Genomic DNA, 21,167 nt, shown 5'->3' with positions numbered 1-21,167 from the left:
GCCTAGTCCGTGAGGGAGAGGGTGCGGAACTCCGCGCCCGAGCCGACAGGCGAGAACTCGTAGCCCTCGATCCGATCCGACATGCCGCGCATCTGGATGGTGTTGTAGATCCAGATGTCGGCCGCCTCGTCGATCACGATCCGGCTGGCCGCCTCGTAGGCCTGCCGGCGCGTGTCCTCGTCGGTCACGGTCCGCGCCGTGCGCAGGAGTTCGTCCACCTCGGCATTGTCGTACCAGGACGAGGCCTTCCATGTGCCGTGGAACTGCGAATCGTACATCTGGCCGATCCAGTTCTCGGGGTCCACGAAGTAGGTGGAGACCCAGTGGATCCACATGTCCGGCGTGCTCTCCATCGAGCCCATCGAGCCGGTCATGTTGGCCCATGTGTCGGGAACGATCTCGATGTTCAGGCCCAGTTGCCGGGCATCGCCCTGAAGCACCTGCGCGGCCTGCAGGGTCAGGTCGAGTTCGGACTGGGTGTGGATCGAGACGGTCCGGTCGACGGGCGCGCCCTCCGAGCGGGCGAGATCGCAGGCCTCCCGCGCCTTGTCGAGATCGTATGAATAGCCCGGAACATCGGCGGGCGCGCCCCAGAGCGTCTGCGGGATGGGGCCCGGATTGCGCACGGCGTGGCCCTGAAGGATGACGTCGATGAAGCCTTCGTAATTGAAGGCATGGCTCAGGCAGCGCCGGAAGTTCACATTGTCGAAGGGCGCCTTGCCGTTGTTCATGCGGATGACCATGACGCGCATGGATTCGTCGCTGGCGACATGGACGCCGTCCGCCGCCTCGACCCTCTCCACCTGATCGGAGGGCAGGTAGGAATCGGTCGCCTGCACCTCGCCGTTGAGAAGGGCCAGGATGCGCGTGCTGTTTTCCGCGATGAAGGGCACGCGCACGATGTCGATCGGATCGTCGTTGTGGGCCCAGCCGAGGAAGTGATCCTCGAAGCGTTCGACCGTGATGTTGCCGCGCGGAATATAGCTGGCCGGATCGAAGGCGTAGGCGCCCGAACCGGCGGCGTTCGACGCCAGCCATGCCGAGCCCCAGTCTTCGTCGCTCTCGTGCTCCCGCATCAGGCCGGCATTCAGGATGGAGACGAGCGGAATGGCCGAGAGGAAGGGCGCGTAGGGCGTGTCGAGCACGAACTCCACCGTCCGCTCGTCGAGGGCGGTGACGTTCTCGGGCTGCAGATAGCTGAGGAACGCCGATGCGGGGCCGCGACCGAGGCCGAGCACGCGCTGGAAGCTGTAGACGACATCCTCGGCGGTCATGTCCGAGCCGTCGTGGAAGGTGATGCCCTCCCGCAGCGTGAACGTCCAGGTCAGCCCGTCCTCGGACATGGTGTGGCTTTCGGCCAGCCAGGGTACGAGTTCGGGCGGGTTGCCCTGATAGCGATAGAGATTGTCGTAGACGTTCAGCATGTAGAGCTGCATCGGCACGTCGAAGACGACGTGGGGGTCAAGGCCCGAGGGGAGCGTGTCGGCCCAGGCGAGCTCGCCGGGCGCGCCCTGCGCGCGGACCTCCTGAACGGGCGCGAGGGCGGCGGCGCAGAGCGCGATCCCCGCTCCTGCCAGGAGGGCGCCGCGAAGGCGGGCGTTGAATGCGATGCTGGTCATCGGATCACTCCTCGATGGACTGGGGATGCGGTTTGGGGGCGGCCTTCGGCCAACTCCTCCGGCTGAAATGCAGGCCGTGGGCCAGGATGGTCTCCGCAGCCTTCAGGGCCGCGATCACCGGATTGACGACGGGCACCCCGATTTCGCGCTGCGCCTCTCCCGTGAAGCCGAGAAAGGAGAAGCTCATGCAACCGAGGACGAGCACGTCCGCGCCGTCCTCCTCCACGCATTTGCGGCCCGCCTCGATGACGGCCGCGCGCGGATCGACGGAGCCGTTCGCCATGCTTGCGATGTCGATGCCGAGGCCCCGTGTGGAGGCGTAGCGCGATTCGAGGCCGAGCCGGCGCACATGGGCGTCGCGCCGCCCGGCGCCCTGGGCGATGGGCGAGATCACCGAGAAGCGGTAGCCGAGTTGCAGCGCCAGCAGCATTGCAGCTTCGCCGGCGCCCACCACCGGTATGTCGACGCTCTCGCGTGCCGCCTCGAGAGCGGGATCGCCGAAACATCCGATGATCGCCGCGTCGGCGCCCCCCTTCTGCGCCCGGCACACGCCCGCGAGGATTTCGGGAGAAGCCAGCAGCGCGTCGGTGTCGCTCTCGATCGCCGCGCGGCCCTGCCGGGTCGGCCAGGCTTCGAGCACGAAGCCCGGTGCTGCGTGGGCGCGAAGGAATTCCTGCCGGCGTTCGACCTCGGCCGGCCCCGCCGTCAGGTGAAGGGGCGCCACGAGCTGGTAGACGATGCGCTTGCTCATGACCCCCGTCCTCGCCGCCTCTGGCGCCGGTCCGCGCCGAGCTGGCGACCGAGCTCGTCGATCAGCGAGCCGGAATCGTTCAGCGTGTCGGCGACGCGGTTGCGCGCGCGCCGCAAAGCCGTCTGGAGCATCCAGCGCCGTTCCTCGTCCGTCGTCGCCGCGAGCCGGGGCACGTCGTAGAGCGCGGGGATCATCGTCGTCTGGGGCGTGAAGCCGTAAGGGTCGTGCCCGTAGGTGCCCTTCGCGGTGCTCTGCAAGGGAACGAGGAGGCGGCTGAGCCTCTTGAAGGTGCGGTTCACCAGGCGGGCCGCGTCCTCATCGCCCCGCCCCTCGCGGAAGGCGCCGCGAACGCCGTCCGCCAGCGCGTCCAGCCGGCGGGCCTGGCCGAGAAACAGCTCGGCTTGCGCAAGGGCGCTTCCCAGGCCCACATCCGGGCCACCGAGCCGTGCAAGCTCGGCCACGCGGTCGAGGATCTGCGTGGCCACCTCGACATAGCTGAAGGGCAGGACCGGGGCCGTCAGAAGCTCCCAGAGCCACGCCGCGTAGATGTCGAGGTGAACCTGCATCCAGTCCCAGTCGAGCTTGTCGAGCGTGTTGTGGACCGAATGGTGCCACCATCCGAGATTGGCCTGCGCCGTCGCGGCCAGCTCCTCCGGGGCGAAGGCTCCTTCGCCGTGGAACATCGGAATCCCGATGCCGAAGAAGGAGGAATCGCCGTTCTTGACCGCGCGTTTCCAGACGGAGGGCGTGCCTGTCAGAACTTCGCTTTCGACCCGGCTGTGGAAGCGTCGAAGCTCGGCATTGGAGGAGGTGGCCCAGCGCGCCGTCGCGCCCGCGCAGGCGGGCTGGTCGATCTGCAGATACGCCACGGCATTCTCGCGAAGCCGGTCCCAGTTCTGGTCCGCGTACCAGGCGGAGCCGGCCATCGTTCCGGTCTCGTGGGCTGTCCAGAAGCCGAAGACCGCGCCGCGGCGCAGCGAGCCCCGGTTTTCCGCGACGAGGCGGGCCAGCTCTATGGTGCAGGCGGAACCGGCCGCATTGTCCGTCGCCTGCGGTCCGGGCCAGGAATCCTGGTGTCCGCCCACCAACACGAAATCCTCCCATTCGGGGGACGTTTCGGGAGCCTTCACCTCGCCGACCGTGATCTGCACCGGTCGCCAGCCATTCTCGACATGCGTCGTCAGCCGCACCCGCACAGGCGAGGAGGAGCACATCTCCTTCAGCCGCAGCCCCTCGACGCGCGAGATGCCGATACAGGCGATCGAGGGCATCTCGTCGGCGAAGGTGTCCGGCGTCGGCACGCCCCAGGCCGGCTTGACCGAGCCATAGGGCACCGCCTCGTTCCCGGGATGGCCCCAGTTCATCATCACCGCGCCCACGGCGCCCATCAGCGCCGCGATCCGCTGCTTCTCGTGGCGGGCCGGCAGGTAGGACAATTCGGTGAGGATGATCTTTCCCCGGACGTCCTTGCCCTCGTAGTCCTCGAATGCGCCCGAGCCGACATGGACGAGCTCGCCATCGACGCCTTCGGGCGGCGTCAGGATGCTGTGGCCGAGCGTGTTGGCCTCGATACGCCGCCCGCCCTCTCCCAGGATCAGGAATTCGGCGTGTTCGGGAAAGCTGACGATGGCGGGCAGCTCGTCGATCCGTGCGTCCGAGACGCCGACCCGTTCCAGCGCCTCGCGGCTGTAGAGGGCCATGCGCCGCCCGTTTTGCGAGCCTGCGGCGCGATGGGGGATGTCGATGGTGATCCGCTCGACGTCGGCACGAACATTGGCGGCGAGGGCGCGAAAAGGGCTGGACATGGAGCCGTCGACCCGTTCTTGTCTGACAGAATGACAGGCAGACTGTCTGAGTCAAACTTGAGGTGTCAAGCAGGCAGTGGAGTATTTTTTCGTATATCATCTCATCAGTCGTTTGATTTGGCGATGTGGTCAATTCATTTGCAATAATGAAAAGTATTTATACAGTATAAGATGATATAGTGTGCATTGTGGTGGATTTCTTCCCGTATTGTCCTGTGCTGGGGACGAGGGCGCCTGCCGTGAGTGACGGAAAAGGCCTATGAGCACGATGCTCTCCTATGCTTACTACGCCTTCGGTGATGCGGATTCCGTCCTGCGGGCCGAGCGGCGTGCGGTTCCGCAGCCCGGCCGGGGCGAGGTTCTGGTGCTCGTGCGCGCTTCGGGGCTGAACCCGCATGACACCAAGCGCCGTTCCGGCTGGCTGGGTGGAGTGGTGCCGGAGGGCGGCATCGTTCCCCATGCCGATGGTGCCGGCGAGGTGGCGGCCGTGGGGGCGGATGTCGCGAACCGCGCGGCGGGCCAGCGCGTCATGATCTTCGGGGCAGGGCACGGGCGATATGACGGGACAGCGGCGGAATACTGCCTTGTTCCGGCCGAGAACACTGTTCCGATCCCCGATAGCTGCTCGTATGAGAACGCGGCGGCGCTGGGGGTGCCGGCCGTCACGTCCTGCTACGCCGTTCTGTCGGGCGGCCCGGTGGCCAATCGCTGGGTCCTGGTCCACGGCGGGCTCGGCGCCGTGGGGCGCGCCGCGGTCGAGGTTGCCGGCTGGGCCGGGGCAAGGGTCATCGCGACGCTGGGCGAGCCCGCCCGGGCCGGGGAACTCGAGGCCCTGGGCGCCGGTTACGTGCTCGACCGGCATTCGAGGCAGCTCGCTGCGCGGGTCGCCGAGATCACCGGCGGCCATGGCGCGGACCTGATCGTCGATGTCGACTTCGGGGCCAATATTCGTCTGGACGCCGAATGCCTTGCCGAGAACGGGCGGGTCGCGGCCTACTCCTCCACCAGCGACAGAATGCCCGTGCTGCCCTATTACGACTTTGCGTTGAAGGGCGCGCGGCTCCATTTCGTCCAGGCGCTCAACATCCCCCGGACGGAGCTGGAGAGGGCGACGAACGTGATCGAGAGACTCCTGGCGCAAGGCGGGCTTCGTCCCTGCGTCGCCCACCACTACCCGTTGAGCGAGATCGCGGCAGGACATTCCCTGCTTGAAAGCGGTGAAGCGCGGGGAAAGATCGTCTACACCCTTGATTGAAGAAATGAATGCGGCGATGGCCTCGCCGGGCTGGCCGATGCGCAGCCGAAGCCGGAGCGAGGGAGACGCGTGGTGAGTGTCAGATGAGCTTGAGTGTGCTGAACGCGGTGGGTCCACCGGTGCTCGTCCGCCAGCAGGCGTTTCAGAACCTGCGCAACGCCATCATCTCGGGAGAGATCAAGCCCGGCTCCAGGCTGATCGAGCGCGAGCTTTGCGAGGCGCTGGGCATCAGCCGCGCATCGGTGCGCGAGGTCATTCGCCAGCTCGAAGCCGAACGCCTGGTGATCGTCGAACCGCGTCGCGGCCCGACCGTATCGCGCCTGACGCGCGCCCAGGCGGAGGAGATCTACGAACTGCGCGCCGTCTTCGAAAGCCAGTTGGCGCAAGCCTACACGCGCGTGGCGACGGATGAGGAGCTTCAGGAGCTTCAGGCCATCCACGGCCGGATCAAGGCGGCGGCCGAGCGGAAGGAAGTGCTCGGCCTCGTTTTCCTCATGGTGGATATGACGAACCATATGGGCAGGGTGGCGGGCAAGGAAGTGACGCTGGACCTTCTCAATTATCTCGGCGCGCGCATCAGCGCCCTGCGCGTGACCTCCGTCTCGAAAGCGGGGAGGATCGAGGAAAGCATGGGCGAGATCCAGAAGATCGTCGACGCCATCCTCGCGCGCGACGTCGAGGGCGCCGGACAGAACACGCGAGACTATGTGCACAATGCGGGGCGCGCGGCATTGGAGCGCCTGGCCTGAAGAATCCTGCCGGATGATGTCGCAACTCTTTTGCCAAGCCCGTCGCCCGATGGGGAAAGCTTTCGGTGGTGCCGTGTCGAGGGTGACGGCAGGTGTCAGTGCTCGTTCGCGAACGCTATCATCACGACGTCCATCATCGGCCGCCGGATCATGCCCCAGCGTTCGAAAGCGCGCCGTTCGATCGGCTGCCGGCCGATCTCGACGACGCCGTGGTGGCGCTCGTCCGTCTCGATCCGCGCGAAGAGATAAAGAATCGCATCCTCCGGCCCTTCGAGAATCTGGCAGATGCGGCCGCCTTCCATCGCGAGCATCCCGGTGATGGACAGATCCGCGTTGCGCATGGCGGAGCGCTCGACGATCTCGTCGATGTCGGCCGCCGTTGTGTGTGCGGACAGGTTCGAGGAGTAGACGAGGCGGATCATGAGGCGGACGTCCCTTCGCTCCCTCCCGGCAGGCTGGCATGTGGGCGGACCTTCTGCCTCGGGAGGCTCCTTGCGATCGAGAGTGCCTGCATTCGCCGCCACCTTGGCCGGACCATCTTGTTCCATACGGTATGATGCTCCGCGCATCCGCGCGCAAGACGCGCGTGGCGCGGTGCGGTGCGCAGGGAGGTCGCCCCTGCCCTTGATGTCGTGGCCGGCCTCATCGCCTTTTCTTGTCTTGCCGGCGAGGCAGATGTCCACCGACAGCCTCGGGAAAAATTGGAAATGCCCATTTTATGATCATTCTCCACGCGTGAAAATTTTCGTTGCAGAAGGCTTGCGTAGGCGAAGATTCGTTGGTTAGCTTGATATATCGCTGAAGTATGAGCCCGCGCCCCGGGGCGCTTGGCCTTGCGGCATTGGCTACCGCCGCGTTCCGTTCAACCGGGGATATGCGAACCAATGACCATCGGCGTAGGAGGATCGGCCCCGCAAGCGGAGCTCGATGCGATGAGCGACCGGACCGTGGATGTGGAGGGGATCGGGGACGGGGAGCTGCTGGCGCGCGTGGCCCGGGCGCAGGAACTGATGCGCGCCGCAGGCGTGGCCGCGCTGTATCTCGATACGTCGCAGAACTTGTTTTACTTCACCGGGCTCGGCCTGAAGCCCACGGAGCGGCTGCATGGCGCGATCATCCCCGCCGAGGGGCCGGTGGTGTTCCTGAGCCCTGCCTTCGAGGAGCCCAAGACGCGCTCGCTTCTGCGGATCGGCGAGGATATCCGCGTCTGGGAGGAGCACGAGGACCCCACCGCGCTCGTGGTCGAGGTGCTGGAAAGCCTGGGTTGCTCCGGCGGCGCGGTCGCCGTCGATCCCGCCACGCCCTTCTTCACCTTCGACGGGTTGAGGCGCGCCGGCAACCGGTACGACTTCGTCAACGGACTGTCGATCACGGCCGCCTGCCGGATGGTGAAGTCGCCGGCCGAGATCGCCCTGATGAAGCGGGCCAACGAGATCACGCTGGAGGTGCACAAGGCGGCGGCGCGGATCATGCGCGAGGGCATCTCCACCACCGAGGTCGCCGCCTTCGTGCAGGAGGCGCATCGACGCCTGGGGGCCGTGCCGCCGGCGGGCGGACCGCTCGTCCTGTTCGGCGAGGCGACGGCCTTTCCGCACGGCGTGGGCTACGCGCAGACGCTGCGCGAGGGCGACATGGTGCTTCTCGACCTCGGCGGTTTCGTGAAGGGCTACCGCTCCGACATCACGCGCAGCTACGTCTTCGGCACGCCCGACGCGCGCCAGCGCGAGATCTGGGCCCTGGAGCAGAAGGCGCAGGCGGCAGGCATGGCGGCGGCGGTGCCGGGCGCCCCGTGCGAGGCGATCGACGCGGCGGCGCGCGGGGTTGTCGAGGCGGCCGGCTTCGGGCCGGGCTACGCCTTGCCCGGCCTGCCGCACCGCACGGGCCACGGCATCGGGCTGGACGTGCACGAGGAAAGCTACATCGTGAAGGGCAATGCGACGCCGCTTGCGCCCGGCATGTGCTTCTCCATCGAGCCGACGATCTGCATCTACGGCGAGTTCGGCATCAGGCTGGAGGACTGCGCCTACATGACCGCGGAAGGAGCGCGCTGGTTCACCACACCCTGCGCGAGCGTCGACGACCCCTTCGGCTACGAGACGCAAGGCGCCGTTCATTGAGGCTGCCGCCCGCCGGCAAGCAGAGGGAGACCAGCCCGGTGCAATATCTGTTCAGCAATTTCGAGATGCTGGACCCCGAGCGGGGTCATGCGCTGGGCGGCCACCAGATCCTGGTGGAGGACGGGCTGATCCGCGAGGTCTGCGAAGGCTCCATCCGCGCGCCGAACGCCGCTGCCGTCGATTGCGGCGGGCGAACCCTGATGCCCGGCCTGATCGACTGCCATGTGCATGCGGTGCTCAGCGAGGTCTCCATCCGGCAGATGGAGAACGTTCCGCTCACGCTGATGACGGCGCAGGCCATGGTGTCGCTGAAGGCCATGCTGGACCGCGGCTTCACCAGCGTGCGCGACACGGGCGGCGCCGACTGGGGCCTGCGCACGGCGGTTGAGGAGGGGTTGATCGCGGGGCCGCGCCTGTTCGTGGCCGGCCGTGCCATCGGGCCGACGGGCGGCCACAGCGACAGCCGGCGCCGCACGGACGCGGCCACGCGCTGCCCCTGCTGCGACGCCTTGTCCTTCAGCATGGGCCTGGCGGATGGCGTATCCGAGGTGCGCAAGACGGTGCGCGAGGAGATGCGCCAGGGCTGCGACCATGTGAAGATCATGATGTCGGGGGGCGTCGCCTCGCCCTACGACCCGCTCGACTCCCTCCAGTTCTCGCCCGGCGAGGTGGCGGCCGCGGTGGAGGAGGCGCATGCCTTCGGCCGCTATGTCTGCGCCCATGCCTATTCGCCCGAGGCCATCACGCGGGCGGCCCATGCAGGCGTGCGCACCATCGAGCACGGCAACCTCATCGACGAGGCGGCTGCCGCGCTGATGGCCGAGCGCGGCATGTTCCTCGTGGCCAATCTCGTGGCCTACTACGCCATGAAGGAGCGCGCCGCCGAATACGGCATGAGCGGCGAGATGCTGGAGAAGAACGACCTCGTCATCGAGGGCGGCCTGCGCTCGCTGGAGATCTGCAAGCGGGCCGGGGTTCCGGTGGCCTATGGCAGCGACCTTCTGGGCCAGTTGCAGGTGGACCAGAGCCGCGAGTTCCGCCTGCGCGCCGAGGTGCTGGAGCCCATCGACGTCCTGCGCGCCGCGACCACCGTGGGCGCGCGGGTGCTGCGGCAGGAGGGAAAGCTCGGCTGCCTGGCGCCCGGTGCCCATGCCGACCTCATCCTGGTGGATGGCGATCCGCTGCGCGATCTCGACCTCCTGGCCCACCAGGGGCGCCACATGCCGCTGATCATGAAGGGCGGCCGTCTCCACAAGAACACGCTGCACTGATGCCCGGGCGCGGCACCGCACTCTCCTCCCTTTCGGAACGGACGGTTTCATGACGGCGCAAGAACCCTTGTTGTTCCGCAACCTTCGCCTCCTCGACCCGCAGTTCGACGAGCCGCGCGGCGGCTACGAGGTGCTCGTGGAGGGCGAACGCATCCGCGAGGTCTCCGACAGTCCCATCGCCAGCGCGAGCGCGCGCAAGGTCGATTGCGGCGGGCGCGTGCTGATGCCCGGCCTCATCGACTGCCATGTGCACTCCATGCACAGCGAGGTCTACATGCGGCGCATGGAGGATGTGCCGCTGACCCTGGCGGCGGCGCGCGGCGCGCGGCGCCTGAAGGAGATGCTCGACCGCGGCTTCACCACGGTGCGCGATACCGGCGGCACGGACTGGGGCATGAAGGCGGCGGTGGAGAAGGGCCTCATCCCCGGGCCGCGCCTGTTCATCGCGGGCCGCTCCATCGGCCCCACGGGCGGGCACAGCGACGGGCGCGCGCGAACCAATCCCGGCTATGCCTGCCCCTGCTGCAACGGCATGGCCTATCTGCGCCTCGTGGTCGACGGCGAGGACGCGGTGCGCAAGGCGGTGCGCGAGCAGATGCGCCAGGGCTGCGACCAGGTGAAGATCATGGTGTCGGGCGGCGTCGCCTCGCCCTACGACCCGCTCGACTCGCTGCAATTCTCGGTTCCCGAGATCGAGGCGGCCGTGGAGGAGGCGGAGGCCTTCGGCCGCTACGTCCTGGCGCACGCCTATTCGGCCGAGGCGATCACCCGCGCCGTGGCGCACGGGGTGCGCACCATCGAGCACGGCAACCTCATCGACGAGCCGGCGGCGCGGCTGATGGCCGAGCGCGGGGCCTATCTCGTCGCCAATCTCGTGGCCTATGTGGCGATGAAGGAGCGGGCGGCGGAATACGGCATGCCGCGCGAGATGCTGGAAAAGAACGACATGGTCCTGGAGGGCGGCTATCGCTCGCTGGAGATCTGCAAGGCCGCCGGCGTGAAGGTCGCCTACGGCTCGGACCTTCTGGGCGCGCTGGCGGTGGACCAGAGCCGGGAGTTCAGCATTCGCGCCGAGGTGCAGGCCCCGATCGAGGTGATCCGGGCGGCGACCAGCATCGCGGCCGAAGTGGTCCGCCGCCCCGGTCAGCTCGGCACGATCGCGCCCGGCGCCTGGGCCGACCTGATCGTGGTGGACGGGGACCCGACGCGCGACGTGACGCTGCTGGAAGGGCAGGGCCGGCATCTGGCGGCCATCGTCCAGGGCGGGCGCTTCCACAAGAATCGCCTGGCGGAGGCGGCATGAGCGGGGCCTCTCAGCCCCGCGCCGCCGCGCCCCCGAGGGGGAGGGCGCCCGGCCGGCCGCGGATGGGCCGGCTCGCGCTGAATGCCAGCGCCTTCATCGCCTTCGTCTACATCCTCACCCCGCTCGTCTTCGTCACCTGGCTGTCCTTCTACCGGCAGGAGATCCCCTCCTACCCGCCCTCCGGCTACTCCCTGCGCTGGTACGGGGAGGGACTGCGCAACGACCGCTTCATCGACGCCTTCGTGCTGAGCGTGCAGGTGGGCGCGTTCGCCACGCTGATCGGGCTCGCGGTGGCGCTGCCGGCCGCGCTGGGGTTGAACCGCCTGCGCTTTCGCGGGCACGGGGCGGTCGGCAACATGCTGCTGATGCCGCTGATCGTGCCGGGCATCGTCCTCGGCTTCGCCCTCTACGTCTTCCAGGTGGAGGTGGAGATCGCGACGGGTCTGCCGCTGCTGGGATCGTTCGGCGGCCTGGTCTTCGGCCACGCCCTGCTGGTGATCCCCTGGACGGTGCGGCTGATCACGGCGAGCCTTGCGGGCTTCGACCGCACGCTGGAGGAGGCGGCGCAGAACCTGGGCGCCGCCCGCTTCACCACCTTCCGGCGGATCACCATGCCGGCGATCCTGCCCGGCATCGTGGCCGGAGCCCTGTTCGGCTTCGTTTCCTCCTTCGGAAACCTCGAGATGAGCCTGTTCCTCGTCGGGCCGGGCCAGACGACGCTTCCGATCGCCATCCTGCAATATCTGCAATGGCGCATCGACCCGTCCATCGCGGCCGTCTCCGTGCTGCAGATCCTCGTGATCACGGCGGCGATGCTCGTGACGGACCGCTTCGTGAAGATCAGCCGGGTGGTGTAGGTCATGGCACGACTTGAAATCGACCGGGTCTCGAAGCGCTACGGCGAATTTCATGCCGCGCGCGAGGTCTGCCTCGATGTCGCCGAGGGCGAGTTCGTCGTCCTCCTGGGTCCCTCGGGCTGCGGGAAGACCACGACGCTGCGCATGATCGCGGGCTTCATCGAGCCCACGGAAGGCACGATCCGCATCGGCGGGCGGGACGTGACGGGCCTGCCGCCCTGGAAGCGGAACACGGGCCTCGTCTTCCAGAACTACGCGCTCTTCCCGCACATGACCGTCGGGCAGAACGTCGCCTTCGGGCTGGAGATGCGCGGCATCGGCAAGTCGGAGATCGAGGGCAGGGTGAAGGAGGCGCTGCGGCTGGTGCGCCTCGACCATCTGGCCGAACGCTATCCGCGCCAGATGTCGGGCGGCCAGCAGCAGCGTGTGGCGCTGGCGCGCTCGCTGGTCTTCCGGCCCGACGTACTCCTGCTCGACGAGCCGCTGTCAAACCTGGACGCCAAGCTGCGGGGTGAGGTTCGCGTGGAGATCCGCAGTCTCCAGCAGCGCCTCGGCATCACCACGATCATGGTGACGCACGACCAGGAGGAGGCCCTCACCATGGCCGACCGCCTCGTCGTGATGAGCGAGGGCGCGGTCCAGCAGGTCGGCTCGCAGCGCGATCTCTACGAGCGGCCCGCCAGCCGCTTCGTCGCCGGTTTCGTGGGGCGCAGCAGCTTCGTCCACGGGCGGATGAACGGGGAGCGGATGACCAGCCTGGGCGGGCTCGACATACGGTGCGGGCGAAGCCTCGTGGGTGATGCGGTGCTCGCGCTCCGGCCCGAGCGCGTCCGGGTCGGCCCCGAGCCGATGGCGGCCGACAACTGCTTTGCCGGCGTCGTGGATTTCGTTTCCTACATGGGCGGGCTCATCGACGTGCATGTGGCATTGTCGCCGGAGGATCGCGTCGTCGCACAGGTCGTCAACGGCGAGGGCAGCTTCGTGCCCGAGGCGGGCGACAAGGTCCATGTCGCCTGGTCGGCTTGCGCCACCGTCTTTCCCGCCACCGGCGAGCATCCGGGAGACCACGAGGCCTACGCCCCCGGCGCCCTCGCTCCGCAAGTTCCCTCGTAAGCGCATGTCAACGCCAGATTGGAGATGTCAGCGATGAGCAGAGATACGATGCATTCCGGACTTGGACGGCGCAGTCTCCTGAAGGGCATGGCGGGCTTTGCCGGCCTCGCCGCCCTTGGCCTCCCGGCGCGCGCGCAAGGCGCGGGGCGGGTGGTGGTGGGCACCTGGGGCGGTGACTATGCGCGCCTCCTGAACGAGCATATCGAGGCGGCGCTCCTGACCCCGGAGGGGTGGGAGGTCATCCAGGACCAGGCGGGCGATCCCGAGCGCCGTTCCAAGATGCTGGCCGAACGCCGGCTGCCGCGCGGCACGACCGACCTCCAGGGGCTGAACGGGCCGAACATGTACCAGGTCTACGAACTGGGCATCACGCAGGAGATCGACTACGACCGGATTCCGAACGCGGCGAACCTGATGCCGTCCATGCGCTACGAATACGGCATCGGTCATATCTATTCGGGCATGGTCTGCCTCTACAATCCCGACATGCTGGAGGCGCCGGCGAGCTACGCGGCGTCGTTCGACCCGGCGCTGGGCAACCGCCTCGGCTTCATCGACATCCAGTACCAGTACACGATGATCGCGGCGGCGCTGGCGGCCGGCGGCTCGGTGACGGCCATCGACGCGGGCAAGGAGATGCTGCTGGAGGCGCGCCGCGCCGGCGCGCGCATCTACCCCACCAACGAGGCCTTCGCGCAGGCCCTGAGCGCCGAGGAGATCGGGGCCGGCATCATGTGGAAGGCGCGCGCGGTGCAGTGGCAGGACGCGGGCATCAACATCCAGTCGGTCGCGCCGAGCGAGGGCGCGCTGTCCTACGTGTCCGGTTTCGTCATTCCGCGGAACGCGCCCAATGTCGACGGGGCCTATGCCTATCTGAACGCCATGCTCGAACCTTCCGCCCAGGAAGGCTTCGCGCGCGACATGGGCTACAACCCCACCGTGGAGAATGCCGAGGTGCCCGCCGAGCTGAACGAGCGCATCGGCTTCACGGCCGAGGAGGTGGCGGCCCTCAACGACCCGGACTACGGCTTCATCCTCGAGAACGATGTCGAGATGAAGGAATGGTGGGACCGCGAGTTCAAGGCCTGAGGCCCGGGCGCGGACTGGCGGCCCGAGCCGGATCGCCCCGCGCCCCTTTGTCGCCGCGCCGCCGCGCTGTTCGGCGGCGCGCTCATCCGAAGTTTCGCCGGGAAGGGTTGGCCGATGTCCGCCACCGTCGCCGGGAAGGGCTCTTCAGGGCCGTCTCCCGTTCTGAGCGCCGCCGCGTTGATCGGGCCGGCGACCTTCATCGTCTCCCTCGGCATCGTCGTGCCGCTCCTGATCCTGGCGCGCTACAGCCTCAACGAGTTCGACCCGCGCCTCCTGATGGTCGAGGCCTTCAGCCCGTCGAACTATGCGCGCTTCTTCTCCGACCCCTTCTATCTGGCGACCTTCTGGACGACGCTGCGGGTCTCGCTGATCTGCACGCTGGCCTGCATCGTGCTCGGTTTCCCGCTGGCCTATGTGCTGGCCCGCACCCAGTCGCGGTTCAAGAACCTGATGATCATCGCCGTCGTCGTGCCGCTCTTCGTCGGCAACGCCGTGCGCGCCGCCGGCTGGATGACCCTGCTCGGCAGCCGCGGCTTTCTCAGCGTCACGCTCATGGACCTCGGGCTGACGGGCGCGCCGACGGAGATCATGTTCAGCGAGACCGCCGTCGTGGTCGGTATCATCGCGGTGAACCTTCCCTACATGGTGCTGACGCTGCAAAGCGTGCTGGAGGGGATCAATCGCAATCTGGAGGAGGCCGCCTTCAACCTCGGCGCGGGGCCGGCGACGATGTTCCGGCGCGTCCTGTGGCCGCTGGCCCTGCCGGGCATCGCGGCCGGCACCATCCTCACCTTCATCCTGGCCATGAACGCCTATGCGACGCCCGTGCTTCTCGGCGGGCCGCAGTTCCGCATGATGGCGCCGCTCGTCTACGGGCAGTTCCAGCTCAACAACTGGCCCTTCGCGGCGGCCGTGGCCTTCATCCTGATGGCGACGACGCTGGTGCTGACGGTGGTGGCGGGCATGATGGCCAGCCAGCGTTTCCGCGACTGACGATACTCAGCGCAGGGCGCAACCCTCCAGAAGACCGGCGAGGGCGGGCGCGTCGAAGGCGCCGCGCCGGCCGATCGCCACGAGCACGCCCGTCTCCGGCGGCGCCCGGCCGTCCTCGGTCAGCTCGAAGCGCTTGCCGACGAGATGCAGGACGGCGCGCCGCTCCTCTTGCGACACCCGCAGGATGCCCTTGATCCGCAGGATGCCCGGCGGCAGGGCGCGCAGGGCCGCCCGCAGCTTCCGCTCGTCCAGGGGTGCCCGGCTTTCCCAGTGCCAGGCCTCGAATTCCTCTCCATGGTCGTGGTGATGGTGGTCATGCCCGCCCGCATGGGCGTGATGGCCGCTTTCCGCCGGATGCGCGCCGAACAGGAGGTCGCGCGGCACGCCGCCATGGCATGTGCGCAGGAAGCGCAGGCGCGGGGCGGCGGCGCGCAGCGTGGCCTCGATGGCGTCCAGCCCGGCGGGGGTGGTGAGATCGGCCTTGTTCACCACCACGATGTCCGAGCCCGTCGCCTGGTCCAGCGCCAGTTCGCTCGCGGCATAGTCCAGATCGCCGAAGGAGGCCGCGTCCACGAGGCAGAATATGCCGTCGAGCCGGACCCGGCCCGCCAGTTCCGGTGCCTCCAGCGCCTCGGCCAGCGGCAGCGGGCGGGAGACGCCGCTCGCCTCGATGAGCAGGCGCTCCGGTGCCGGATCGCGCGCCAGGAGCGCCTCGATCGATTCCACGAGGTCGGAGCGGATGGTGCAGCAGACGCAGCCGTTCTGGAGCGAGACCGTGCCCGGCGCGCTTTCGGCCACCAGTTCGGAATCGATGTTCACGGCGCCGAAATCGTTGATCAGAACACCGTAGCGCACGCCCTGCGGATCGTCGAGGAGGCGCTTCAGGAGGGTGGTCTTGCCCGCCCCGAGGAAGCCGGTGAGAAGGGTCGCCGGGATCGGGGCGTCGTGTCGGGTCATGGGCGTCGCGCCTTTCCTCATGTCCTGTCAAAGCACCTGGAAGCCGTGGGCGAAGGGGTCGCGGTCGTCGACGAAGATGGTGTTGAGCCCCGTGGTGCGGGCCCAGCCGGCGACGGAGGGGATCACGGCAGGCCGCCCGGCCACCGCCGTACGGGCCTCGATCCGGCCCTTGAACAGCGAGCCGATGATGGATTCGTGGACGAAATCCTCCCCCGGCGCCAGCCGCCCGGTGGCGGCCCACTGGGCGATGCGCGCCGAGGTGCCGGTGCCGCAGGGCGAGCGGTCGATGGCCTTGTCGCCGTAGAAGACGGCGTTGCGCGCGCTGGCGCCCGGCACCGTGGGCGCGCCGGTCCACAATATGTGCGAGAGCCCGGCGATCTCGGGCTTTTCGGGATGGACGAAGTCGTGCGCCTCGTTCAGCGCGCGGCGCAGCGGCCCGGAGAGGGCGACGAGCTGGCCGGCCGTGAAGCCGGCCATGTCGCGGAAATTCTCCTGCGCGTCCACGATGGCGTAGAAATTGCCGCCATAGGCGACATCGACGGTGAGGCGGCCGAGCCCCGGGCACTCCACCTCCAGCCCCTGCGAATGGAGAAAGGCCGGCACGTTGGTGAGCCGCACCTCGCTCACACGCCCGTCCTGCATCGCATAGGCCGCGGTGACGAGGCCGGCCGGCGTGTCGAGCCGGATCGTGCCTTCCTCGCGCGGGGTGACGAGCCCGTTCTCCAGCGCCATGGTGACGGTGCCGATGGTTCCGTGGCCGCACATGGGCAGGCAGCCCGAGGTCTCGATGAAGAGGATGGCGACGTCGCAGTCGGGCCGGGTCGGCGGATAGAGGATCGAGCCCGACATCATGTCGTGGCCGCGCGGCTCGAACATCAGCGCGGTGCGGATCCAGTCGTATTCGGCCAGGAAATGAGCCCGCTTCTCGATCATGGTCGCGCCGGAGAGGTTCGGCCCGCCGCCGGCGACGAGCCGGACGGGATTGCCGCAGGTATGTCCGTCGATGCAGAAGAAACTGTGCCGGGCCATGGGGCGACCTTATCGAAACCGGGAGGGGCGGAAAGGCTCGAGGCGGATGGCCGGCGGGCGCCCGGCCAGGAGATCGGCCACGAGGCGCGCGGTGGCGGCCGACTGCGTCAGGCCGAGATGGCCGTGCCCGAAGGCGTGGACGATCCTCGGCGAGGCCCGCGAGCGGCCGATGACGGGCAGGGAATCGGGCAGGGACGGGCGAAAGCCCATCCACTCGCGCCCGCCCGCCGTATCGAGGCCGGGCATGAAGACCGCCGCCTTCCTCAGCATGGCGCGGGCGCGGACGAAGTTGGGCGGGGCGCTGAGCCCGCCGAGCTCCACCGCCCCGCCCACGCGCACGCCGCCGGAGAGCGGGGTGGCGACGAAGCCGTGACCGGCGAAGGTGAGTTGGAGCCTCAGGTCGAAGGCGCCCGGCGCCAAGGTGGTGTTGTAGCCCCGCTCCGTCTCCAGCGGCACCTTGTCGCCGAGCCGTGCGGCCAGCGGCCGAGACCATGCGCCCGCCGCCAGAACGGCCGCACCCGCGTGCAGGGTCCGGCCGTCCGCAAGGCGGATCGTCACGCCCTCCTCGCGCGGCGAAAGGCTCGCGACGGTCCCGCGCAGGATCCGGCCGCCGCGCCCGGCCACCCGCGCGGCGATGGCCGCCGCGAAGTCGTGCGGATCGCTCACGCGCTGGCCGAGCGGGCAGAAGACGGCGTGCGTGAGGCGCTCCGACAGGCCGGGCTGGATCGCCGCAATGGCGGCCCGCTGCGTCAGGACCTCGAAGGGGATGCCGGCCTTCGTCCTCGCCTCCCATTCCGGCGCCGCCGCGCGCAGGGCCGCTTCGCCCTCGTAGAGGTCGAGCGCGCCGCCCTGGCGGATCATGCCCATGACGCCCGCCGCGTCCGCCAGACGGTCCATCTCCGTCCTCGCCAGCGCGTTCAGCGCCGCGAGCGCCTCGGTGGAGCGCGCCACCCGGTCCGCCCGGCTGGCGCGCCAGAAGCGGTAGAGCCAGGGCGCGATTCTCGGCGCATAGGCGGGCGGCACGCTCAACGGGCCGAGCGGGTCGAGCAGCCAGCGGGGCGCCCGGGCGAGGATGCCGGGAGAGGCGAGCGGCAGGATTTCCGAATAGGCGAGGGCGCCGGCGTTGCCGAAGCTCGCGGCGCGGGCCGGCTCGTCCCGGTCGATCAGGACGACCGATCGGCCCTCTTCCAGAAAGCGGTGGGCGCAGGCGATCCCCACGATGCCCGCTCCCACGATGGCGACATCGGCCTCGCAGGACCCGCCCGCTTCCAAGGGGGCGGCCTCAGGAAAGGGCCGGCAGGGTAGGGCGCGTCTCCAGCGCACGGGCGACGATGGCCTCGACCGTTCCGCGCCGCTCGCCCGCCAGGGGCAGGCGCGGCAGGCGCACCCGCTCGTTCGAGCCGATGGCGAGCGCTTCGACCAGCTTGATGTTCTGGACGAGATAGCTGGAGACGTCGAGGTCGAGCAGCGGCCGGAACCAGCGGTAGACCGAGAGGGCCTCCCCCCAGCGCCCCGCCTGCATCAGGCGGTGGATGGCGACCGTCTCGGCCGGAAAGGCGCAGACGAGGCCGGCGACCCAGCCCACCGCGCCCACCGCCAGCGCCTCGAAGGCGAGGTTGTCGACGCCGGTCAGGACGGCATAGCGATCGCCGAAGCGATTGATGATCTCCGTGGTGCGGCGGATGTCGTCGGAGGATTCCTTCACCGCCACGAAGCGCTCGTCCTGCGCCAGCTCCTCCATGATCCCCACGGTCACGTCGACGCGGTAGGCGAGGCGGTTGGAGTAGATCATCACCGGCAGGTCGCCGGCCTGCGCCACCGCGCGCAGGGTGGCCAGCGTCTCGGCCGGGTCGGTATGGTAGACGAGGCTCGGCACGACCATCAGCCCGTCGGCGCCCGCCTTGGCCGCCGCGCGGGCGATCGCGGCGGATTCGGCGGTGGAGGCGGCCGCCACGGTCATCAGCACCGGCTTGCCGGCCGCCGCCGCGCGTGCCGTGGCGAGGACCGCCAGCTTCTCCTCCAGCGTCAGCATCGGCCCTTCGCCGAGGGAGCCGCAGACGACGAGGCCGTCGCATCCCGCGTCGATCTGGAGGCCGAAGCAACGCTCCATCTCGGAATGGTCGAGCCCGTCCTCGCGGTCGAACTTCGTCGTGACGGCGGGAAGAACACCTCTCCACATGGTCCGGGCCTCCTGTTAATATATCAATGGTATGCACATCCGCGTCCGCCCCGCAAGCCGCCTCGCGGTACGAGAGCGGGGGGCGGATTGCGCGGCCCGGTTGTGTTGGATACTGGGTTGGAGGTCTATCGCCGCGGGAGGAGGCCCGATCCTTGCAGAGCAAAGCTTCCCACGCCAGGCAGGCCTATCTGGCGCTGGAGGCGATGGTGGTGACGCGGGAGCTTCCGCCCGGCTCCGTCGTCACCGAACGATATCTGGTGGAGCGCGTGGCGCTGGGGCGCACGCCGGTTCGCGAGGCGATCCAGCAACTGTCCTGGGAGGGGCTGCTGGAGATCCGGCCCCGCTCGGGCATCATGGTCACGGATCTGCGCCCGGAAGACTATCTGCGGGTGATGGAGCCGCGCCTCGCGCTGGAGCCCATCCTGGCGCGCGCGGCCGCGCGCTTTGCCGATGCGGGCGTGCGCGAGCGCCTTCGCCGCTGCGCCCACGATATGCTCGGCCATGCCCGGGCGGGGGACAATCTCGGCTTCCTGGCCGCCGACAAGTGCTTCGACGAGGCGCTGCAGGACGCGTGCCCGAACATTTTCCTCAGCCGAACCCTCGCCCCCTTGCAGGCCCATGCCCGCCGCCTCTGGTTCCGCTACGATTCGGCCGATGGCCCCGGCCCCTCGGCCGAACACCATCTGAGCGTCATGGAGGCCGTGCAGGCGGCCGACCCGGAGCGCGCCGGCCAGGAGATGCTGGAGCTCATGAAATTCCTGACGCGGGGCGCGGCAAGGCTCGTGCCCACGGACGAGTCGCACGGGGCCGCGCGCTGAAGCCGGGGGTCTAAAGCGCGCCCCGGCCCGAACCGCCATCGCGGAGCAGCCTGAGGCACGCGAGGTAGGCCGACAGGTCGCGGGCGGGATCGGCGGGGCGTTCCTCGCGGCGCACGAGGCGCCCGCCATGGGCGAGAATGCCGGCCTCGATCATCAGATTGTCGGCCAGGCCGAAGGACTCGATCATCAGGCCGTCCACGCCGCGCAAGGGGCGGGCCTCGCGCGGCCCGGCCACCCGACCGCCGGGCCACTCGGCCTCCACGCGCTCGCCATAGGGGCGCGGGTCGTTGGTGTAGGCGTGGACCGTGCGTCCGAGCGCGATCATGAAGCCGATCTCGTAGACCGTGCCGGGATCGGCGCTGATGCCGCGAAAGGGCGTGACGTTGGCGATGCAGACCTCGGCCCGGCGCATCGCCGTCTCGTTGCGTTCGAGGATCATGGCGGCCGTCGCCGGGCCGGCGGCAAGCGCGGCCTCGTCGCTGCCCGGCCCGGTCGGCTCGAAGCCGTGCGCGCGGGCGCGCCGGCGCTTCTGCGCCATCACCGCCTGCGCGTCGGGCAGGAAGACCTCCGGGCCGGCCAGATAGATGGTGCGCATTCCTTGCTCCTCAGCGCCAGCGTTCCGCCACCGCGCGCTCGGCGCGCAGCGACAGGGTGAAGCAGACGACCGAGATGGTGGCCGCCACGACCGAAGTGCCGAAGGCGCGCTGCGTATCGAAATCGCCCGCCGACTGCCGGAACAGGTAGCCGAGGCCGCTCAGGCCCATCAGGAACTCCGCCAGCATGGCCGCTGTGGATGAAGGGTTCTTTTCCGGCCGGCGCCCATGCGGCGCTGCCCGCCAGCTCGGTGGTGACAGGGAAGATCGAGGAGACTTATCCGCAGTTCTCCCTGGCGCTTCGCACCTTCGCCGACTTCGTGCTGCGCGAGCCGATGAAGGTGGCGTCCCTTTCGATCAACGAGACGGTGGAGGTCACGGGCGTCTCGGTGGCCTCGGCGAACCGCTTCGCGCGCAAGCTGGGGTTCTCCGGCTATGCCGAGTTCCGCGCCGAGCTTCTGCGCGGGATGGCGCCCGTGCAGGCGCCGGTGGACAGGCTGCGGCGCAAGCTGGGCGAATCCTCGGACACGACGCAGGTCGTGCAGGCCTCGCTCGCCGAGGATATCGGCAATCTGGAAGGCTCCATGGTCAATCTCGACCCCGCTCGGTGATGAAGGCGTCGGCGATCGCGCAGCTCTACAAGCGCATCGCCAGCCCCGAGAACCTTCT

At 68.9% G+C, this 21,167-nt stretch carries 21 protein-coding genes; 11 read left to right on the top strand and 10 right to left on the bottom strand.

Translation table 11 applies throughout. From position 1 onward, the window contains the following. Window positions 1–2 precede the first annotated feature (2 nt). From J7654_RS03270 to J7654_RS03260, 3 genes are read right to left on the bottom strand one after another with little or no spacing between them, the layout of a single operon-like run. Window positions 3–1,619 carry an ABC transporter substrate-binding protein gene (locus J7654_RS03270; RefSeq protein ID WP_209738162.1) on the bottom strand — a complete coding sequence of 539 codons (1,617 nt, stop codon included), beginning with the start codon at window positions 1,617–1,619 and terminating at the stop codon, window positions 3–5. Window positions 1,620–1,623: 4 nt separating this feature from the next. Next, the gene (locus tag J7654_RS03265; RefSeq protein ID WP_209738160.1) at window positions 1,624–2,370 is read right to left on the bottom strand and encodes an aspartate/glutamate racemase family protein; all 747 of its coding nucleotides are present in this window, start codon (window positions 2,368–2,370) and stop codon (window positions 1,624–1,626) included. Then, a complete protein-coding gene (locus J7654_RS03260; protein ID WP_209738158.1) occupies window positions 2,367–4,175 on the bottom strand; it encodes a M28 family peptidase in 1,809 nt (602 codons plus the stop codon). Before J7654_RS03260 ends, J7654_RS03265 begins: the two co-directional genes overlap by 4 nt. Before the next feature lie 259 nt (window positions 4,176–4,434). Between J7654_RS03260 and J7654_RS03255 the strand changes: the two genes are divergently transcribed. Then, a complete protein-coding gene (locus J7654_RS03255; protein ID WP_209738156.1) occupies window positions 4,435–5,430 on the top strand; it encodes an NADPH:quinone reductase in 996 nt (331 codons plus the stop codon). A gap of 83 nt (window positions 5,431–5,513) precedes the next feature. Continuing rightward, window positions 5,514–6,179, top strand: a complete 666-nt coding sequence (locus tag J7654_RS03250; RefSeq protein WP_209738153.1) for a GntR family transcriptional regulator — start codon at window positions 5,514–5,516, stop codon at window positions 6,177–6,179. A 95-nt stretch (window positions 6,180–6,274) separates the two neighbouring features. On the opposite strand, the gene J7654_RS03245 is transcribed toward J7654_RS03250, so the two are convergent. Beyond that, a complete protein-coding gene (locus J7654_RS03245; protein WP_209738151.1) occupies window positions 6,275–6,862 on the bottom strand; it encodes a BLUF domain-containing protein in 588 nt (195 codons plus the stop codon). 249 nt (window positions 6,863–7,111) lie between these two features. Here J7654_RS03245 and J7654_RS03240 point away from each other — a divergent pair, with 249 nt between their 5' ends. The 7 genes from J7654_RS03240 to J7654_RS03210 all read left to right on the top strand — a co-directional run bounded on the left by J7654_RS03240 (window position 7,112) and on the right by J7654_RS03210 (window position 14,922). Then, window positions 7,112–8,296, top strand: a complete 1,185-nt coding sequence (locus J7654_RS03240; RefSeq protein ID WP_245195616.1) for a M24 family metallopeptidase — start codon at window positions 7,112–7,114, stop codon at window positions 8,294–8,296. Continuing rightward, window positions 8,293–9,567: a metal-dependent hydrolase family protein gene (locus J7654_RS03235; protein ID WP_245195615.1), complete on the top strand. Its 1,275-nt coding sequence runs from the start codon at window positions 8,293–8,295 to the stop codon at window positions 9,565–9,567. Before J7654_RS03240 ends, J7654_RS03235 begins: the two co-directional genes overlap by 4 nt. A 49-nt stretch (window positions 9,568–9,616) precedes the next feature. Then, complete coding sequence (locus tag J7654_RS03230; protein ID WP_209738147.1) at window positions 9,617–10,870, top strand: metal-dependent hydrolase family protein; 1,254 nt, start codon at window positions 9,617–9,619, stop codon at window positions 10,868–10,870. Next, window positions 10,867–11,727, top strand: a complete 861-nt coding sequence (locus J7654_RS03225; protein WP_245195614.1) for an ABC transporter permease — start codon at window positions 10,867–10,869, stop codon at window positions 11,725–11,727. The genes J7654_RS03230 and J7654_RS03225 overlap by 4 nt, the downstream gene beginning before the upstream one ends. Before the next feature lie 3 nt (window positions 11,728–11,730). Further along, window positions 11,731–12,840 (top strand): ABC transporter ATP-binding protein, encoded by a 1,110-nt coding sequence (locus tag J7654_RS03220; RefSeq protein WP_209738145.1) that lies wholly within the window; start codon window positions 11,731–11,733, stop codon window positions 12,838–12,840. A gap of 33 nt (window positions 12,841–12,873) precedes the next feature. Then, window positions 12,874–13,929 carry an ABC transporter substrate-binding protein gene (locus J7654_RS03215; RefSeq protein WP_209738143.1) on the top strand — a complete coding sequence of 352 codons (1,056 nt, stop codon included), beginning with the start codon at window positions 12,874–12,876 and terminating at the stop codon, window positions 13,927–13,929. A 114-nt stretch (window positions 13,930–14,043) separates the two neighbouring features. Further along, the gene (locus J7654_RS03210; protein ID WP_209738141.1) at window positions 14,044–14,922 is read left to right on the top strand and encodes an ABC transporter permease; all 879 of its coding nucleotides are present in this window, start codon (window positions 14,044–14,046) and stop codon (window positions 14,920–14,922) included. A 6-nt stretch (window positions 14,923–14,928) separates the two neighbouring features. Here J7654_RS03210 and J7654_RS03205 read toward each other — a convergent pair whose 3' ends face one another. Genes J7654_RS03205 through J7654_RS03190 form a run of 4 tightly spaced genes read right to left on the bottom strand, consistent with a single transcriptional unit; the run spans window position 14,929 to window position 19,087 of the window. Continuing rightward, window positions 14,929–15,879 carry a CobW family GTP-binding protein gene (locus J7654_RS03205; protein WP_209738139.1) on the bottom strand — a complete coding sequence of 317 codons (951 nt, stop codon included), beginning with the start codon at window positions 15,877–15,879 and terminating at the stop codon, window positions 14,929–14,931. A gap of 27 nt (window positions 15,880–15,906) precedes the next feature. After that, on the bottom strand, window positions 15,907–16,908 hold the full coding sequence (locus tag J7654_RS03200; RefSeq protein WP_209738137.1) for a 4-hydroxyproline epimerase: 1,002 nt from the start codon (window positions 16,906–16,908) through the stop codon (window positions 15,907–15,909). A gap of 9 nt (window positions 16,909–16,917) precedes the next feature. Next, window positions 16,918–18,180 carry an NAD(P)/FAD-dependent oxidoreductase gene (locus tag J7654_RS03195; RefSeq protein WP_209738135.1) on the bottom strand — a complete coding sequence of 421 codons (1,263 nt, stop codon included), beginning with the start codon at window positions 18,178–18,180 and terminating at the stop codon, window positions 16,918–16,920. Window positions 18,181–18,190: 10 nt separating this feature from the next. Continuing rightward, on the bottom strand, window positions 18,191–19,087 hold the full coding sequence (locus J7654_RS03190) for a dihydrodipicolinate synthase family protein (RefSeq protein ID WP_209738134.1): 897 nt from the start codon (window positions 19,085–19,087) through the stop codon (window positions 18,191–18,193). Between the two features lie 152 nt (window positions 19,088–19,239). Between J7654_RS03190 and J7654_RS03185 the strand changes: the two genes are divergently transcribed. Then, on the top strand, window positions 19,240–19,905 hold the full coding sequence (locus J7654_RS03185; RefSeq protein WP_245195613.1) for a GntR family transcriptional regulator: 666 nt from the start codon (window positions 19,240–19,242) through the stop codon (window positions 19,903–19,905). A gap of 10 nt (window positions 19,906–19,915) precedes the next feature. On the opposite strand, the gene J7654_RS03180 is transcribed toward J7654_RS03185, so the two are convergent. Both J7654_RS03180 and J7654_RS03175 read right to left on the bottom strand, forming a co-directional pair. Continuing rightward, entirely contained in the window at window positions 19,916–20,500 is a 585-nt protein-coding gene (locus tag J7654_RS03180; RefSeq protein ID WP_209738132.1) for a nucleoside 2-deoxyribosyltransferase, read from the bottom strand. A 10-nt stretch (window positions 20,501–20,510) separates the two neighbouring features. Further along, window positions 20,511–20,669, bottom strand: a complete 159-nt coding sequence (locus J7654_RS03175; RefSeq protein WP_209738131.1) for a hypothetical protein — start codon at window positions 20,667–20,669, stop codon at window positions 20,511–20,513. A 29-nt stretch (window positions 20,670–20,698) separates the two neighbouring features. Between J7654_RS03175 and J7654_RS03170 the strand changes: the two genes are divergently transcribed. Next, a complete protein-coding gene (locus J7654_RS03170) occupies window positions 20,699–21,109 on the top strand; it encodes a MurR/RpiR family transcriptional regulator (RefSeq protein WP_209738130.1) in 411 nt (136 codons plus the stop codon). Window positions 21,110–21,167 lie beyond the last annotated feature (58 nt).

It is taken from the genome of Aureimonas populi (assembly GCF_017815515.1).
GTDB classification, from domain to species: Bacteria; Pseudomonadota; Alphaproteobacteria; order Rhizobiales; family Rhizobiaceae; genus Aureimonas; species Aureimonas populi.
Note: the sequence above shows the minus strand (reverse complement) of the source record. Positions and strands in the feature narration are given on the sequence as shown.